Origin of the sequence: Acutalibacter sp. JLR.KK004 (assembly GCF_036941085.1) — a bacterium.
Lineage (GTDB): Bacteria > Bacillota > Clostridia > Oscillospirales > Acutalibacteraceae > Acutalibacter.
Genome location: NZ_JAYMNQ010000001.1, coordinates 272413 through 287170, shown reverse-complemented (window position 1 = coordinate 287170; position 14758 = coordinate 272413). Strand labels below are relative to the sequence as shown.

Below are 14758 nucleotides of genomic sequence, written 5' to 3'. Positions count from 1 at the left end.
AGGAGAAAGGATTATGGCAAAAGGATCAGTGCGGAAGAAAGGTAAAAAATGGTACTACCGCTTTTATGTGGAGGACGCAAGCGGTAACATGGTACAGAAAGAGTGTGCAGGAACAGAAAGCAAAAGCGAAATGGAAAAGCTGTTAAGGCAGGCAATGGAGGACTATGAAAGCAAGAAATTCATTGCAAAGGCGGACAATATCACTCTCGGACAGTTGCTTGACACATGGGCGGAGGAAGAATTAAAGACAGGAACATTGAGCAATGGCACTGTCGGTACTTATTTACAGGCAATTAACCGCATTAAACAACACCCTGTAAGCAGACGGAAACTCAAAACGGTCACTTCGGGGCATTTACAGCAGTTTATGGATTTGCTCTCATTCGGCGGAACGGTTGAGGACTTTGTTTCAAAGGGATATTCCATTGACTATATACGGTCTTATTCCGCAGTATTGCAGCAGTCCTTCCGTTTTGCAGTGTTTCCCAAACAGTACATCACATTCAATCCCATGCAGTATGTGGTAATGAGGCACAAAAAGGACGATATGGATTTGTTTGCGGAGGAAACGGACACTGACACAGGCAAGGTCAAGCCTATTTCGTATGAGCAGTATCAAAAACTGACTGCACAGCTTGGAAAACGCAGCAAAGACGCAATCCTGCCCATACAGATAGCCTATTTCACAGGACTCAGGCTTGGGGAAGTGGCAGGTCTGACTTGGCAGGACATCAACCTTGAGGAACAATATCTGACAGTCCGCAGGAGCGTCCGTTACAACGGCGCTACCCATAAGCACGAAATCGGCTCGACCAAGAGGAAAAAAGTGCGTACAGTTGATTTTGGAAACGCCCTTGCTGACATCTTAAAGAAAGCAAGAAAACAGCAGCTTAAAAACCGTATGCAGTATGGCGAACTCTATCACAGGAATTTCTACAGGGAAGTCACAGAGAAAAACAGGGTGCATTATGAGTATTACAACCTGTCAATGACAGAAGATACACCGGAGGATTATACGGAAATCTCTTTTGTATGTCTGAGGGAAGATGGCTGTCTTGAACTTCCCGCCACCGTAGAAACAGCCTGCCGGACAGCGGCAAGAAAAGTACCGGAGTTAGAGGGTTTCCACTTCCACACACTAAGACACCCGTATGTCAAGCACAAGACAAAAAGTTTTTTAAGAAATTCCAGAGTTTTTAAGGCCGATTTTTGCGCCCCATCACATTCCCTCTGTACAGAAGTCTTTCATTTTCCAGACAATATCAACCTGATTTCCGGGGTGAATATCCACACGTTCAATCAGTGCGTCAGTCAGGGCGGTATTTAATCCGCTGGCGGCTGAAATTTCCTGCGCCAGTTCCAGTCTGGCGTTTTTTGTTTTTGCGTCCATTTTCGCTTGGGCGATTTCAGCGGAGAGTGCGCCCTGGACTTGCCGCAGCCGTTCCAGTTCCGCATCCACATCGGCTTTCTGTGCCTTGTAGTCCTCCAGGGTAATCTCTTTCAGTAAAACCTGCTCATATAGCACCCGTTTCCGGTCAAGACAGCTTTCTACGCGCTGGCTGTATTCCGTATGCGTTGCAATCTTAGTATCCAGCAGGCTGGCATTTGAAAGGTTCTCCACGTTCAAAATCACCTGCGCCTGCCTGGAAATAATCTCATAGAGGATTGCTTCCAAGTCCTTTTCAGCAATCCGCAGGCCGTGGCAGGCAGCAGACTGATCCACCTCTGTATGCTTGCAGACAAAGAAATGGCTTTTACTTGGATTGCGCGGCATTGCGTGTCCGCAGCAGCCGCAAAAGACCTTGCCGCGCAGGGGGTACAGATGTACGTTTTTCTTTATGCAGCTTTTTTTCGGCTTTAATTCCTGCACCCGCTGGAACAGCTCTTTGCTGATAATAGCCGGATGGTGGTCGGGAATCCTGAACCATTCGCTTTCATCACGGTTCCGTACCCGGCTGCTCCCCACCTCGACCACCTGTTTCCTGCCCATGACATAAGTGCCAATGTAGCGTTCATCCAGCAAGATGTTCCGAATGGTCGATCTCTGCCAAATCTGATGGGTTCTGGAAATATCGTGAATCTTTCTTCCCTTGGATGCTTTGTATTCGCCTGGTGTGGGGATTTTGCGCTCGTACAGTTCCTGAATGATTTCGCTGGAAGTACAGCCGCGCCCTGCCAGTTCAAAGATAAGCCGGACATTGGGGGCTGTTTCCTCATCCGGCTCCATGCGCCCGTCCGTGCCTTTCTGGTAACCGTAGGGACATAACATGCTCTGGTATTCTCCCCGCCGGAATTTCACATACTTGGCGGTTTTGTACTTGATGGAGAGGTCACGGCTGTAAAATTCGCTGATCAGGTACTGAAACGCCACATTGATACCGCCCGTGTCGCCATGCAGCGTATCGCTGTCAAAGCCGTCATTCAGGGAAATAAACCGTACCCCATACAGCGGAAAGACGCGCTCCATAAAATATCCGACCTCAATGCTGTTGCGCCCAAAACGGGTAAAGTCCTTGACGATGATGCAGTTGACCGCGCCCTCGCGTACCTTGTCCAGAAGTTCCTGCACGGCGGGCCGTTCAAAGTTTGTCCCGCTGTAACCGTTGTCTACAAATTCCAATACCTCCGCATGGGCGGCATCCTCCATCGCATCGGCGTACTGGTGAAGCGCCCGCTTCTGGTTCTCAATGCTGAAACTCCCCACCTTGCTGTCCTCGGAGGAAAGCCGGATATAAAGGCCAATCACATAGGGTTTATACATCTTCCAGCACCTCCATCAGCCGCTCAAAGCCGCTCTCAAATTTGAATTTCACATGAATGTCCTCTGCGCTGTTGACGGTAACGCAGTCAATCAACTGGTTTACCAGCAGGGCGGATAAGGCGGTATCTTCGCTGACTGCCGCCAGCCGTTTGGCTATATCCGTATAGCGTTCCATTTGATTTTCCAGCGCTTTCTGCTTACTTTGAAGCTGCTGCACACGCAGGACTGCCGTTTCGATTTTCTGTGTATAGTCGGCTTTCATTTCGTGATACTCTGTGCCGGTCAGGATGCCGGTAACGAAGTTCTCATACAGGCTGGTTAAGAATACCCGGTTGCGTTCCGTTTCCTGCTGTAACTTAGAGATTTCGGCGGTCATTTCCGCCTTTTTCGCAGTGATTTTGTAATCCTGATGTTTCAGCTTTGCGTGGGTTCCCACCACAACCTCGGCGTGTTTGCGGATAATGGCTAAAAGCGCGTCAAACAGCCTTTTTTCCGGCAGATGGGTAACACCACCCGGACAATACTGAACGCCCATCCGGTCATTGGCAATACAGCGGTAGGAGTATATCCCCCGTGACCTCTGCCGGTGCAGGTTCTTCCCGCAGCAGCCACAGAAAATACGTCCCCGGAGAATGTTCTCCGTGTAGGGGATTTTTTCCGTCCCCTGCTTTGCAGCCGCATGTTCCCGGACAGCCTGCACCCTTTCGTACAGTTCGCGGGCAATCAGCGGTTCATGGGTTCCCCGCACGACAATCCATTCAGAGCGGTCAGTGGGAACCTGCTTGTGGCCGACCGTTTTCGATTTCCCCTGCACCATATCGCCCATGTAGACTTCATCCGCTAAAATCTTGGAAACTGTCCATGTCTGCCATTTTCCGCTGCCCATGAGCCGCTTATTGGTAATCAGGCCGGTTTGAGCCAGATAGTGACCGGGCGTATCTATAAACAAAAAAGCCGCACAGTAGCTGAACATCCGTCAGTTACTGTGCGGCTGATATGAATTAAAATCGGTATTACCGGGTTGCTGCCCGTTTGTCCTTTATGTGAAATGGTTCCTTATCACCTCCCAGTCTGCCCCCACCAAAGGGCGTATTGTAATGGAAAAAGAATGGTGGCAAATCCGAAAATCCTCTCTGATTAAGATTGCTCATGGATTTCTTTGCTTTCAGAAAACAACAACATATAGTATTGTATACATTATTTGTTTCTGTATTTAGTGTCATATGCGCGCTTTACAACACCTGAGCAACCTTGGTAATAATGGGTTTTCCGATTTGTCCTTATTATACCGTAAGGGCACACATACACAACAAACCTGTTATCAAACGGGGCGCAGCCAAAAGATGTGCAGGAACTTTTAGGACATTCAGACGTAAGCACCACCATGAATGTCTATGCACATGCTACAAGGGAGGCAAAACGGGATTCAGCTAAACTCTTGGATAAGGTTGTGGGAATGAATTAATCAATGAAAACTGAATAACAAAAACTTTCCCTTGTAATCTGCTCATAAGGGCAAAAACAAGGGAAAAGGATACATATTTTGAGGTCAGGCATACCGCAAAGCCTTGAAAATTAAGGAAAGTTAAGGCAGTTAGTAGATAAACGGGAATTTATCTGTTTTCGATAATCAATTCTTCGCACTTCCATTCTTCACCCAGAACACAATATGTTTCTGTCGTATCAAGAACTGTATCACTAAAACCGACTGCTTTATAACAATAATGAGCCGGGAGATTATTCTCAAAAACGCCCAATGATGCTTTTTTTGCTCCATATATTTCAAATACAAATTTTAGACCCAGCCGGAGCATAGCTTTTCCATAGCCTTTTCCTCTCTTGTGAGGATTTACAATAACAAATCCAAAACGTAGTTCATCCAATGATTCATCAGGGTTTCTTAGTGTAAAAAAGCCAACGATTCCTGTATCATCAAATGCAGTAAACGGCATTAGAGATTCAACAAAACAAAATTCCTTTTGCGTTATCGGATAATTACCGAGTATACCTGCTGTCCATTGATAAAATACTTTTTCATCCTGACACCATGATAAAATTGTATCTACATCTGAAGCTTTATATGGTCTTATTCTAATCATGCATTTTCCCTCGCAAATTCCGATTTTTCACTCTGTTTATCTTCCTGACATATTAAATTGTAAATCAAATCCAAAACTTTTTCAAAAATCATAGCATAGAAGTTATTAAATAATCCTTAAATCAGTTTGCGGCAATTAAATTTCATTTTCTATCTTTTTATACTTTCCCCTTAGTGTCCTACCGTCCATAGGTTTTTGGGCATTTTTCGGTATAAGCCACACACGGTTGATATTCATCGCACCGTTAATACGGTTTTCTTTACAAAGTCGTTATACCCATCTTAGCGATACATTCCATTTCTCTGCGGCTTCCTGTGCCGTCATATATTCAAACATAACCGACCTCCCACTGTGTACTGCATATAGTATAGCCGCTTGAACGAACTGTATCAAGTGTGCAAATATGAATTTCTATCTCTTATGACAGGAGATTATATTTCCTATTGTAAGAGATTTCACCTCGTTTTTCTGTGCCAGCAGTTCCTCCACACGGTCTACTTTGTCGGCGGGGAGCAGTTCGGTGTAGGCTCGATCCAGACCCAGGCGGCGGGCCACGTCCTGCCCAACTGCATCCGCATCGCCGGTGAGCATGACCGTCTGGCGAATACCGGCGGCTTTCAGCGTCTTAATGGCAGCGGGCGCGTCTGCCTTGATTTCATCCGCAATCACAATACACCCTGCGTATCTTCCATCAAAGGCCACATAGACCACAGTACCAATAGCGTTGGAGGCCGTATAGGGAATATGCTCCCGCTCCATCAGCTTGGCATTTCCGGCCAGCACCGTCATACCATCAATCACCGCCTGGACACCATGCCCCGCGATTTCCTGCACATCGGTAATACGGCTGTTGTCAATTTTCTTGCCATAGGCTTTTTGGATGGACAGCGAGATCGGATGATTGGAGTAGTCCTCCGCATACGCCGCCAGTTCCAGAAGTTCCTCGTCCGTTATGCCATTTGCTTGAATTTCTGTGACAGCAAAGGAGCCTTTTGTCAAAGTGCCGGTCTTATCGAACACAACGGTTTCCGTGTAGGCCAGTGCCTCCAGATAATTGCTGCCCTTGACGAGTACGCCGATTTTGGACGCGCCGCCGATGCCACCGAAGAAACTGAGCGGAATGGAGATCACCAGCACACAGGGGCAGGAAATCACCAGGAAGGTCAGCGCCCGGTAAATCCAAATACTGAACGCCTGTCCCGTTACCAGCGGCGGCAGGACTGCCAGAGCGAGGGCGGCGAATACCACCACCGGCGTATAGTACCGGGCAAAGCGGGTGATGAAGTTTTCCATGCGGCCCTTTTTGTCGCTGGCGTTCTCAACAAGGTCAAGAATTTTGGCTACGGTGGATTCTCCAAATTCCTTGGTGGTCTGGATGGTTAAAATGCCGGTCTGATTGATGCACCCGCTGATAACCTCCATGCCTGCCTCCACCTCACGGGGCATGGATTCTCCCGTCAGAGCAGAAGTGTCCAGCGTGGAACTGCCCTTAATGATCTTGCCGTCTTTCTCAATGTTGGCGTAGTCCGGGCGAATATCCATCAGGCTGGTGATGGAGCGGCGGGACTTGGAAACAGCATAGGACTGGAACCACTCGCCTACCTGATAGAACAGCATAACGGCCACGCCCTCGGAGTGTTCGCCTAAAATCAGCGCCCCAACGGTGGCAATCGTCATGAGGAAATTCTCGTCAAACACTTGACCATGCAGGATGTTGGTGATGGCTTTCCAGACAATATCCCAGCCGATCACCGCATAGCAGACCAGGTAGACCCCCAGCTCCACCCAGCCCTCCAGATGGAGCAGGCCACCGGCGGCGAACAACACCGCCGCCACGATGATGCGGGTCAGCAAATGCTTTTGTTTTTTTGTCATGTTGATACTCTCCTTCCTGCAAAAGCACCGGCTACCAAACGGCAGCCGGTGCTTTTGCATAGTTACGCCTTGACCGTCACATCCGGCTCGATCTTCTTGATGAGCGCCGTGGCCTCGGCCAGCACAGCGTCAAACTTCTCGTCCGGGGCCTCCAGCACCATCTTCTGGCCCAGGAAGTTGACGGCCACGCTGGTCACACCGTCGATCTTCTGGACGGCGTTCTGGATTTTGTCGGCACAGTGGCCGCAGTCCAGGTCAATGAGCTTAATAGTCTTTTTCATAGCGTTGAGTTCCTTTCTTTGTTAAAATATGTGGTTTGTGGTTGGTTAGACATGGCTGAACGATTAAAAATCTGTTTAATCGTTCAGCTTTGCAGTATAGCCATCAGCCCCCATAAAGTCAATGCTTTTGGACCCGATATTCCTCTTTGGAGCGCAAAACCTCCTGATTGGATTTCTCCCGAAAAACAAAAACCATTTGGATAAAAAATGCTCCACAATGGAGCGGACAGCGGAGGTGAAAACCGTTTATAATAGCCCTCGGTCAATGCCATTCCCCTACCGGGGATGCCGCTGTCCCCGGTTGAGGACTTCCAGCAGATTCCCGGTCAAGGCATCGTAGGCCGGGTAGACGGTGAAATGTGTCTGGCAGGCAACCGCCGCATGATGGACGCCCACAATATCACGGGCGGGGAACTGCTGCGTTCCGGGGAAACACTGGCGGCAGAGGGCAAAACGCCCCTGTTCTTTGCCCGCGCCGGGAAGCTCATGGGCGTGATCGCTGTGGCCGATGTAGTCAAGCCTACCAGCGCCCAGGCTATCCAGGAATTGTCCGGCCTCGGTATTGAGGTGGTCATGTTCACCGGGGACAATGCAAAGACCGCCCAGGCCATCCAGCGGCAGGTCGGCGTAGATCGGGTAGTGGCCGAAGTGTTCCCCCAGGACAAGGAAAAGGAAATACGCCGCTTGCAGGACAGCGGCAAAAAGGTGGCGATGGTTGGGGACGGCATCAACGATGCTCCCGCGCTGGCCAGGGCCGATGTGGGTATCGCCATCGGAGCGGGAACAGATGTAGCGATAGAATCCGCCGACATTGTGCTGATGAAAAGTGATCTGCTGGATGTGTCCACGGCCATTCAGTTGAGCAACATTGAACGGTTCATCAGCAAGGTGCATGAGTATCTCGACATGGACGAACTGACACCCGCCGTACTGAATGACATGGTGAAAGCAGTTTACGTCCATATGCCGGACACTTCAAACGGACATAGGGAACAGCAGATTGACATATCCTATGACCTTGTGGGAATACTCCCTGCGTCCCTGTTGAACGACTTACAAAACGGGGAAACGGCATAGCCAACGCTACGCCGTTTCCAAAAAACAAATCTAATACTGTCTTACGAGTATCTACCTTATAGCAGAGGTATTTTCACACGCCTATTCATACACGGCGGCTTTTGAGAGATCAAAGCCGCCGTTTCTTTTTTATCTTCTAAAGGAATGACGCGGTTTCACTGTTAAAAGCGGCGGCTAAAGGAGGTAGCCGCCATGAAGCACATACCGTATCGACAAAATCCGACGGTCATTGACATATCAAAAAAGCCCGTCCACCGCCAGGGGAAATTCTACCCATGAATATGAACTGTCTAATTAACTGAATACTGCTTACAATTCCTCTGCGCCCGTCTGCATTTTTCAGACGGGTGCATTTTGTATTTTCTCAAAACTTTTTTTGAGAAATTTCCCGAAACCAACGTCCAATTTTAATTTTTATGGTTTGAGGGTTTACGAAAGGGGACATCAGAAAAAATCACCCGCTTTCGCGGCTGCGAAAGGAGGTGAGAACATGAACGAACCTAATCGTACCCAATGGCAAATCCGTTGTGCTTTTAATGGCTTTTGCAAGCGGGCATTGAAGAATGAAGCTAGGGCAGATCGGATACGTCCCTTTTGCGCCGAGCCATACAGCGGGTGCGCCATGACGCTATCCCGGCAGGGGTTTCTTTTCCCCGCTGGGACAGCCGAGCGACCAACACCGCGCCGGGGAGCAAGTAAAACACATATATGTGTTTGCGGCTCTGCGGGCGACGACAGCGCAGAATTACAGGTTACTTACCGCCACAGTCCGATGCGTTTATACGAAACTGCGTTTCGTTTAGCGTCGCAGGCAATGGGTAGGGCTGCATGAGAACCATGCAGGGGTGAAACTCCCGTGAGGTTATGCTGCTAACCGTCCGATTTAAGCCTTTTTCACTATTAACCATTTACCCATTTTTTGAAAGGGGGATTTATAGAATGAACAATGCTGATGTGCCTATTTGGGAAAAGTACACACTTACCATTGAGGAAGCGTCAAAATATTTTCGCATTGGGGAAAACAAGCTGCGGAAACTTGCAGAGGAAAATCCCACGGCGGGCTGGGTGATCTTGAACGGGAACCGTATTCAGATCAAGAGGAAACAGTTTGAAAAAGTCATTGATACACTGGACGCAATTTAGCGAAAAAGATAGTGAAAAGGAGCCTTGAATATGCTATAATAGATATAGGCATATCAAGGCTCTTTCCGACACGGAAAGGAGCAAAAACAATGTGGTCGAAAAGACGTGATAATAGAAACCGCATTTTGCGTTCGGGAGAGAGCCAGAGAAAAGACGGGAGATATGCTTACAAATATACCGATACTTTTGGTAAAGTGTAATTTGTCTATGCGTGGAAGTTAGTACCTACGGACAAGACCCCAGCCGGGAAGCGTTACAGTATATCATGGGACATTCCAACATTACCATGACGCTGAATTATTACGCACACGCAACATTCGCTTCCGCAAGGGCTGAAATGGAAAGGCTGATTGCAGCATAGCCGCAGACGGATTTACTACTTCTTTTACTACCACCCAGAGGGAAAACCTAAAAGGTTTTGAGGGTATATAAGAACTTCTCCCCATATCTAAAATGCCGGGAAAGCCCGAAAATACGGGCTATACCGACATATAAGAACTTCTAAAGAGATAATCTAAATTCACCATAAATTTTTTAGGGCAAATTTTTATTAGTTGCGCTATAGGTATCCACGTTTCATCTTCTTTTGGTGCCTTGCAGCGTAGCGGAAAGGAATGGTCATAACAATGGAAAAAGCGGTTCGCGAAAACAGCATCACCGAAGGGGTCATCTGGAAACAGCTTCTCATCTTCTTTTTCCCCATCCTCATCGGCACCTTTTTCCAGCAGCTCTATAACACGGTGGACACCATCATCGTGGGCCAGTATGTGGGCACACAGGCCCTGGCGGCAGTGGGCACCACCGGCACCCTCATAAACCTGCTGGTAGGCTTCTTTGTGGGGCTTTCCTCCGGCGCCACCGTAATCATCTCCCAGTTTTTTGGCGGGGGCGACTGGAAGAACCTCTCCAAGGCCGTCCACACCTCTGTGGCCCTGGCCCTGGGGGGCGGGGCGGTCATCATGGTGCTGGGCCTGCTCACCGCAAGGCCCTCCCTGGGGCTTTTAGGCGTGCCGGAGGAAATCCTGGACGACGCCCTGCTGTACCTGAACATCTACTATGGAGGCATTGTTTTCTGCATGATCTATAACGTGGGCACCGGCGTGCTGCGGGCCATCGGGGACAGCCGCATGCCCCTGTATGTGCTCATTGCCTGCTGCCTTGTAAACATTGTGCTGGACTTGCTCTTTGTGGTGGTGTTCCACTGGGGGGTGCTGGGCGTGGCCCTGGCCACCGTCCTTTCCCAGGTGGTCAGCGCCGTCCTGATCATGCTGCGGCTCATGTGTACAAGGGAGGGCTACCGGGTGGAGCTTCGGCACATCCGGTTTGACAGGAGCATTTTAAAGAACGTCATCCGCATCGGCCTGCCCGCCGGCCTGCAGTCTGTCATGTATTCCTTCTCCAACCTGGTTATCCAAGCCAGCATCAACTCCTTTGGCACAGACGCCATCGCCTCCTGGGCAGCCATCGGCAAGATAGACGGCTTTATCTGGATGGTGATGGGCGCTTTCGGCATCTCCATCACCACCTTTGTGGGGCAGAATTTCGGGGCCAGGAAGTACAGCCGGGTAAAGCGCAGTGTAAAGGTGTGCCTGGGGCTGACCTTAGGCACCACCCTGGCCCTCAGCGCCCTGATGCTGGCGTTTATGGAGCCGCTGCTGCGGTTTTTCACCGGGGACGAAACGGTTATCGCCATCGGGCAGCGCTTTTTGTGGATATTAGGCCCCTCCTATTTCCTGTTCGTGTTCATCGAAATCTTCTCCGGCGCCATCCGGGGGGCCGGGGAGGCCCTGCAGCCCATGCTTATCACCACCTTCGGGGTGTGCGGCCTGCGGGTTTTATGGATTTTTGCTGCGGTGCCCTTCCTGCCCACCATGGAGATGGTGGCTATGAACTATCCCGTCACCTGGGCGGTGACAGCCCTGGTGTTCACCGTCTATTATCTGCGGATGAACTGGCTCAGGCGCTGCATCAAGTCCAGCGGGGCGCAGCCGGAAGAAACGCCGGAGCCAGCCTGAGCCTTCCCTCTCCCTTTCCCAAACCATCCCCCTGCCCTCCTGCCTGCCAGCAGGAAGGCAGGGCTTTTTGCTTTCCGCCCCAGCCATGCACAGCCTGTCAGGGGAACGCATAGCATATACAGGGCGCAAGTGGAAAGGAGGACTTTTTTTGGCAGAGTATGTAGCGACAGGCGTAGACATCTCCCAGTTTAACGGAGATGTGGATATAGGGGCGCTAAAGGGCAAAGTGGATTTCGTCATAATCCGCTGCGGCTATGGCAGCGACTACGCTTCCCAGGACGACGTACAATATCAGGCAAATGTAAGGAAATGCGAAGCGGCAGCCATGCCCTACGGGGTGTACCTGTACTCCTATGCCCGCAACACGGACATGGCCCGCAGCGAAGCCCGCCACACCCTGCGGCTGCTCCAGGGGCGCAGGCCCCTGTACGGGGTGTGGTATGACGTAGAGGACGTGGCCCTGCCCGCAGGGGAAACCCTGATTGACAACTGCGTAACCTACTGCCGGGAGATGGAAAAGGCCGGGCTGTACTGCGGCATCTACTCCTCTTTAAACTGGTGGCGCACCCGGCTGAACAGCCCCCGGTTAAACCCCTTTGACAAATGGGTGGCCCAGTGGAACGACACCCTGGACTACCAGGGGGCAGGGCTGTGGCAGTATACAGACAGGGGCGTGATAAACGGCAGGCGTTTCGACATGAACAGGGCCTTCCGGGACTATCCCGCCATCATAAAGGGAATGGAGGGTACGGATATGACCCGAGACGAGGTGGCAAAGCTTGCCCGGGAGGAAGCCCAGGCAGTGTATGACAAAAACGAAGCCCGGTATCCCCGCATTTCCTCCCTGCCAGATTGGGCCAGAGGCCCGGTGGAGGAGGTCTACCGGCGGCTGGATCTGCTGGGCACAGAGGACAGCGGGAAAGACACCCGGATAGACGCCAGCGAAACCTATGCCCGGGCGCTGGTTGTCATCGAGAAGGTGCTGCGCCTGCTGGATGAGCTGGAGGAAAAAGAGCCATAAGCAGCAAAAGGCCCCCAATCCCTACGGATTGGGGGCCAAAGCTTTCTCGCGCCCTGTTTTTATTCAAACTGGGCGGCAGCCTTCTTCAAAGTCTCGATAATCTCAATGTGCTGGGGGCAGTGGGACTCGCAGTTCCCGCACTGGATGCAGTCGGAGGCCTTGCCGCCGTCCTTTGTCACCCTGCCATACTCGCCCTTGGAGCTTTCCGGGTTATTATACAGGGTAAGCTTGTTCATGGCTGTGAACACAGAGGGGATGTTAATCTTCTGGGGGCAGCCGTCCACACAGTATTTGCAGCCGGTGCAGGGGATGGTGGGGATGCTGTTCAGGATCTCCACCGCCTTGCCCACAACCTCCCGTTCGCTGTCGGAAAGGGGCTTAAAGTCTGCCATGTAGGAAACATTGTCGTTTAACTGGGCCTCGTCAGACATGCCGGAAAGCACCGTCACAATCCCGTCCAGAGAGGCGCAGTACCGCACAGCCCAGGAGGGGATGGACATCTCCGGATTAGCGTCCTTAAAGAGTTTCTGCACCTCCGGGGTCATGGCGGCAAGGGAGCCGCCCTTTACAGGCTCCATGATGATAACAGGCACATTGTGCCTGCGGGCCGCTTCATAGCACAGCCTGGACTGGACGCTGTCGCTTTCCCAGTCGGCATAGTTAATCTGAAGCTGCACAAACTCCGCCTCCGGGTGCTTTGTAAGGATATCCTCCAGCACGTCCGCGGTGTCGTGGAAAGAGAAGCCGATGTGCTTTATCTTTCCCTCCTCCTTCATCTTCTGGACAAAGCCCCAGGCGTCCAGCTCCTCAGACTTTTTGGCGGTGTCCCGGTTCAATGCGTGGAGCAGATAAAAATCATAGTAGGAAAGGCCCGCCCTGTCCAAGGACTCCTGGAAAATGGGAGCCATGTCCTCGGGCTTCTTGATGTCGAACATAGGCAGCTTGCTGGCGCACTGGAAGCTTTCCCGGGGATAGCGATCCACCACAGCTTCCTTTAAAGCCACTTCCGATTTGCCGCCGATATACACATAAGCCGTGTCAAAATAGGTAAAGCCCTTTTCCATAAAGGCGTCCACCATTTTTTTCGTCTGCTCCATGTCAATTTCCTGATCCTTCATGGGCAGGCGCATCAGGCCAAAGCCCAGCTTTTTAATGCTTTCTCCTAAGTACTTGTCAGCCATTGCCAGCACTCCTTCTCGTTTTCTTCCTGAAAAACTGTTTTTTACGGGCCGCGTTGGAATGCCCCATCCGCGCACATTTTCAAAACAGGCATTCCCTTTCTTTATTATAAAGCTTAAAGCACACTTAAAGTCAAGACAGTTTTTTGTAAAAATCAAAATATAGTTTTTGACTATCTCCTTATAAGTTCTCATAAGCCGGTATAGCCTGTATTTACAGGCTTTCCGGCATTTTTCAAATCGGAAGAAGCTCGTATATATTCTCATTTCCCCTCATGTTTTCGCGTCCAAAAGTAGTAAATCAAGTAGTAAAACCTCTATCTACTACTAAGCAATCAGCCGTTCCATTTCTGCCATTGCGCTATCAGAGGTAGCATGGGCGTAATAGTTCAGCGTCATGTTGATGTTGGAATGTCCCATGATATACTGCAATGCTTTCGGGTTCATTCCTGCGTTTGCTAAATTGGTGCAGAACGTATGCCCTTACGGTATAATAAGGACAAATCGGAAAACCCATTATTACCAAGGTTGCTCAGGTGTTGTAAAGCGCGTATATGACACTAAATACAGAAACAAATAATGTATACAATACTATATGTTGTTGTTTTCTGAAAGCAAAGAAATCCATGAGCAATCTTAATCAGAGAGGATTTTCGGATTTGCCACCATTCTTTTTCCATTACAATACGCCCTTTGGTGGGGGCAGACTGGGAGGTGATAAGGAACCATTTCACATAAAGGACAAACGGGCAGCAACCCGGTAATACCGATTTTAATTCATATCAGCCGCACAGTAACTGACGGATGTTCAGCTACTGTGCGGCTTTTTTGTTTATAGATAACTCTGCCCTGGTGATGTAGGACGGATTTTGCGGACATTCAAAATAAAAATGAATGTGGAGGTAACAAGCAATGGCAAAATCATTATTTGAGGAACTGGGCGGCAGATACAAAAGGCAAGGAGATTATCTAATACCGTGCATAGCTTTACCTGCCGAAGAAGAACAGTCAATAGGCATATGGGGACAGCGGCACTTAGACTATCTGAAGCAATACCGCAGGGTTACATACACCAATCTTCTCACAAGCGGCAGGCTCAATGCCTATCTTGTCGATGTAGACAGGCAGGCACAGGAACGCTTTGAAAGGCTCATAGAGGGCATGAAACAGGCACAGGGCATAACAGAACAGCTAAAGGAAGAAAATGCCTTAGAATGGACAGGACGGCACAATGATGTGAGGGCTTGTGCAAGGGAAGTTGTGGAAAGGGAAATCATATATTCATAGATTTATATATTGCAAATAATA

12 protein-coding genes and 4 pseudogenes are annotated in these 14758 nt (G+C 50.0%); 9 read left to right on the top strand and 7 right to left on the bottom strand.

Translation table 11 applies throughout. The features are described 5' to 3' along the window. Window positions 1–13 precede the first annotated feature (13 nt). Window positions 14–1327, top strand: a complete 1314-nt coding sequence (locus VSQ30_RS01725) for a tyrosine-type recombinase/integrase (RefSeq protein ID WP_334461554.1) — start codon at window positions 14–16, stop codon at window positions 1325–1327. Here VSQ30_RS01725 and VSQ30_RS01720 read toward each other — a convergent pair. Continuing rightward, window positions 1220–2761, bottom strand: coding sequence for a recombinase family protein (locus VSQ30_RS01720; protein WP_334461552.1), 1542 nt, complete (start codon window positions 2759–2761; stop codon window positions 1220–1222). The two genes, VSQ30_RS01725 and VSQ30_RS01720, sit on opposite strands and share 108 nt — an antisense overlap. After that, the gene (locus VSQ30_RS01715) at window positions 2754–3710 is read right to left on the bottom strand and encodes a recombinase family protein (protein ID WP_334461550.1); all 957 of its coding nucleotides are present in this window, start codon (window positions 3708–3710) and stop codon (window positions 2754–2756) included. Before VSQ30_RS01715 ends, VSQ30_RS01720 begins: the two co-directional genes overlap by 8 nt. A 348-nt stretch (window positions 3711–4058) precedes the next feature. Here VSQ30_RS01715 and VSQ30_RS01710 point away from each other — a divergent pair. Then, a pseudogene (locus tag VSQ30_RS01710) lies at window positions 4059–4226 on the top strand (tyrosine-type recombinase/integrase); the annotation flags it as partial. A gap of 148 nt (window positions 4227–4374) precedes the next feature. Here VSQ30_RS01710 and VSQ30_RS01705 read toward each other — a convergent pair. From VSQ30_RS01705 to VSQ30_RS01690, 3 genes and pseudogenes are all read right to left on the bottom strand, one after another. Beyond that, on the bottom strand, window positions 4375–4860 hold the full coding sequence (locus VSQ30_RS01705) for a GNAT family N-acetyltransferase (RefSeq protein ID WP_334461548.1): 486 nt from the start codon (window positions 4858–4860) through the stop codon (window positions 4375–4377). A 447-nt stretch (window positions 4861–5307) separates the two neighbouring features. Further along, window positions 5308–6735: pseudogene (locus VSQ30_RS01695) on the bottom strand (heavy metal translocating P-type ATPase); the annotation flags it as partial. A gap of 62 nt (window positions 6736–6797) precedes the next feature. Then, window positions 6798–7016 carry a heavy-metal-associated domain-containing protein gene (locus VSQ30_RS01690; protein ID WP_160641472.1) on the bottom strand — a complete coding sequence of 73 codons (219 nt, stop codon included), beginning with the start codon at window positions 7014–7016 and terminating at the stop codon, window positions 6798–6800. Window positions 7017–7067: 51 nt separating this feature from the next. On the opposite strand from VSQ30_RS01690, the gene VSQ30_RS01685 reads away from it, so the two are divergent. From VSQ30_RS01685 to VSQ30_RS01655, 6 genes and pseudogenes are all read left to right on the top strand, one after another. Next, window positions 7068–7220: a hypothetical protein gene (locus VSQ30_RS01685; protein ID WP_334461546.1), complete on the top strand. Its 153-nt coding sequence runs from the start codon at window positions 7068–7070 to the stop codon at window positions 7218–7220. An 81-nt stretch (window positions 7221–7301) separates the two neighbouring features. Beyond that, entirely contained in the window at window positions 7302–8093 is a 792-nt protein-coding gene (locus VSQ30_RS01680; RefSeq protein WP_502876164.1) for an HAD-IC family P-type ATPase, read from the top strand. 939 nt (window positions 8094–9032) lie between these two features. Further along, on the top strand, window positions 9033–9236 hold the full coding sequence (locus VSQ30_RS01670) for an excisionase (RefSeq protein ID WP_016220868.1): 204 nt from the start codon (window positions 9033–9035) through the stop codon (window positions 9234–9236). Between the two features lie 89 nt (window positions 9237–9325). Beyond that, a pseudogene (locus VSQ30_RS01665) lies at window positions 9326–9433 on the top strand (integrase DNA-binding domain-containing protein); the annotation flags it as partial. A gap of 429 nt (window positions 9434–9862) precedes the next feature. Continuing rightward, window positions 9863–11251: an MATE family efflux transporter gene (locus VSQ30_RS01660; protein WP_334461544.1), complete on the top strand. Its 1389-nt coding sequence runs from the start codon at window positions 9863–9865 to the stop codon at window positions 11249–11251. 148 nt (window positions 11252–11399) lie between these two features. Continuing rightward, complete coding sequence (locus tag VSQ30_RS01655; RefSeq protein ID WP_160642441.1) at window positions 11400–12272, top strand: glycoside hydrolase family 25 protein; 873 nt, start codon at window positions 11400–11402, stop codon at window positions 12270–12272. Window positions 12273–12331: 59 nt separating this feature from the next. On the opposite strand, the gene VSQ30_RS01650 is transcribed toward VSQ30_RS01655, so the two are convergent. Further along, window positions 12332–13453 (bottom strand): aldo/keto reductase, encoded by a 1122-nt coding sequence (locus VSQ30_RS01650; protein WP_334461542.1) that lies wholly within the window; start codon window positions 13451–13453, stop codon window positions 12332–12334. Between the two features lie 324 nt (window positions 13454–13777). Then, window positions 13778–13930, bottom strand: a pseudogene (locus VSQ30_RS01645) (tyrosine-type recombinase/integrase); the annotation flags it as partial. Between the two features lie 432 nt (window positions 13931–14362). Here VSQ30_RS01645 and VSQ30_RS01640 point away from each other — a divergent pair. Continuing rightward, complete coding sequence (locus VSQ30_RS01640) at window positions 14363–14737, top strand: TnpV protein (RefSeq protein ID WP_161475216.1); 375 nt, start codon at window positions 14363–14365, stop codon at window positions 14735–14737. The last annotated feature ends 21 nt before the right edge of the window (window positions 14738–14758 follow it).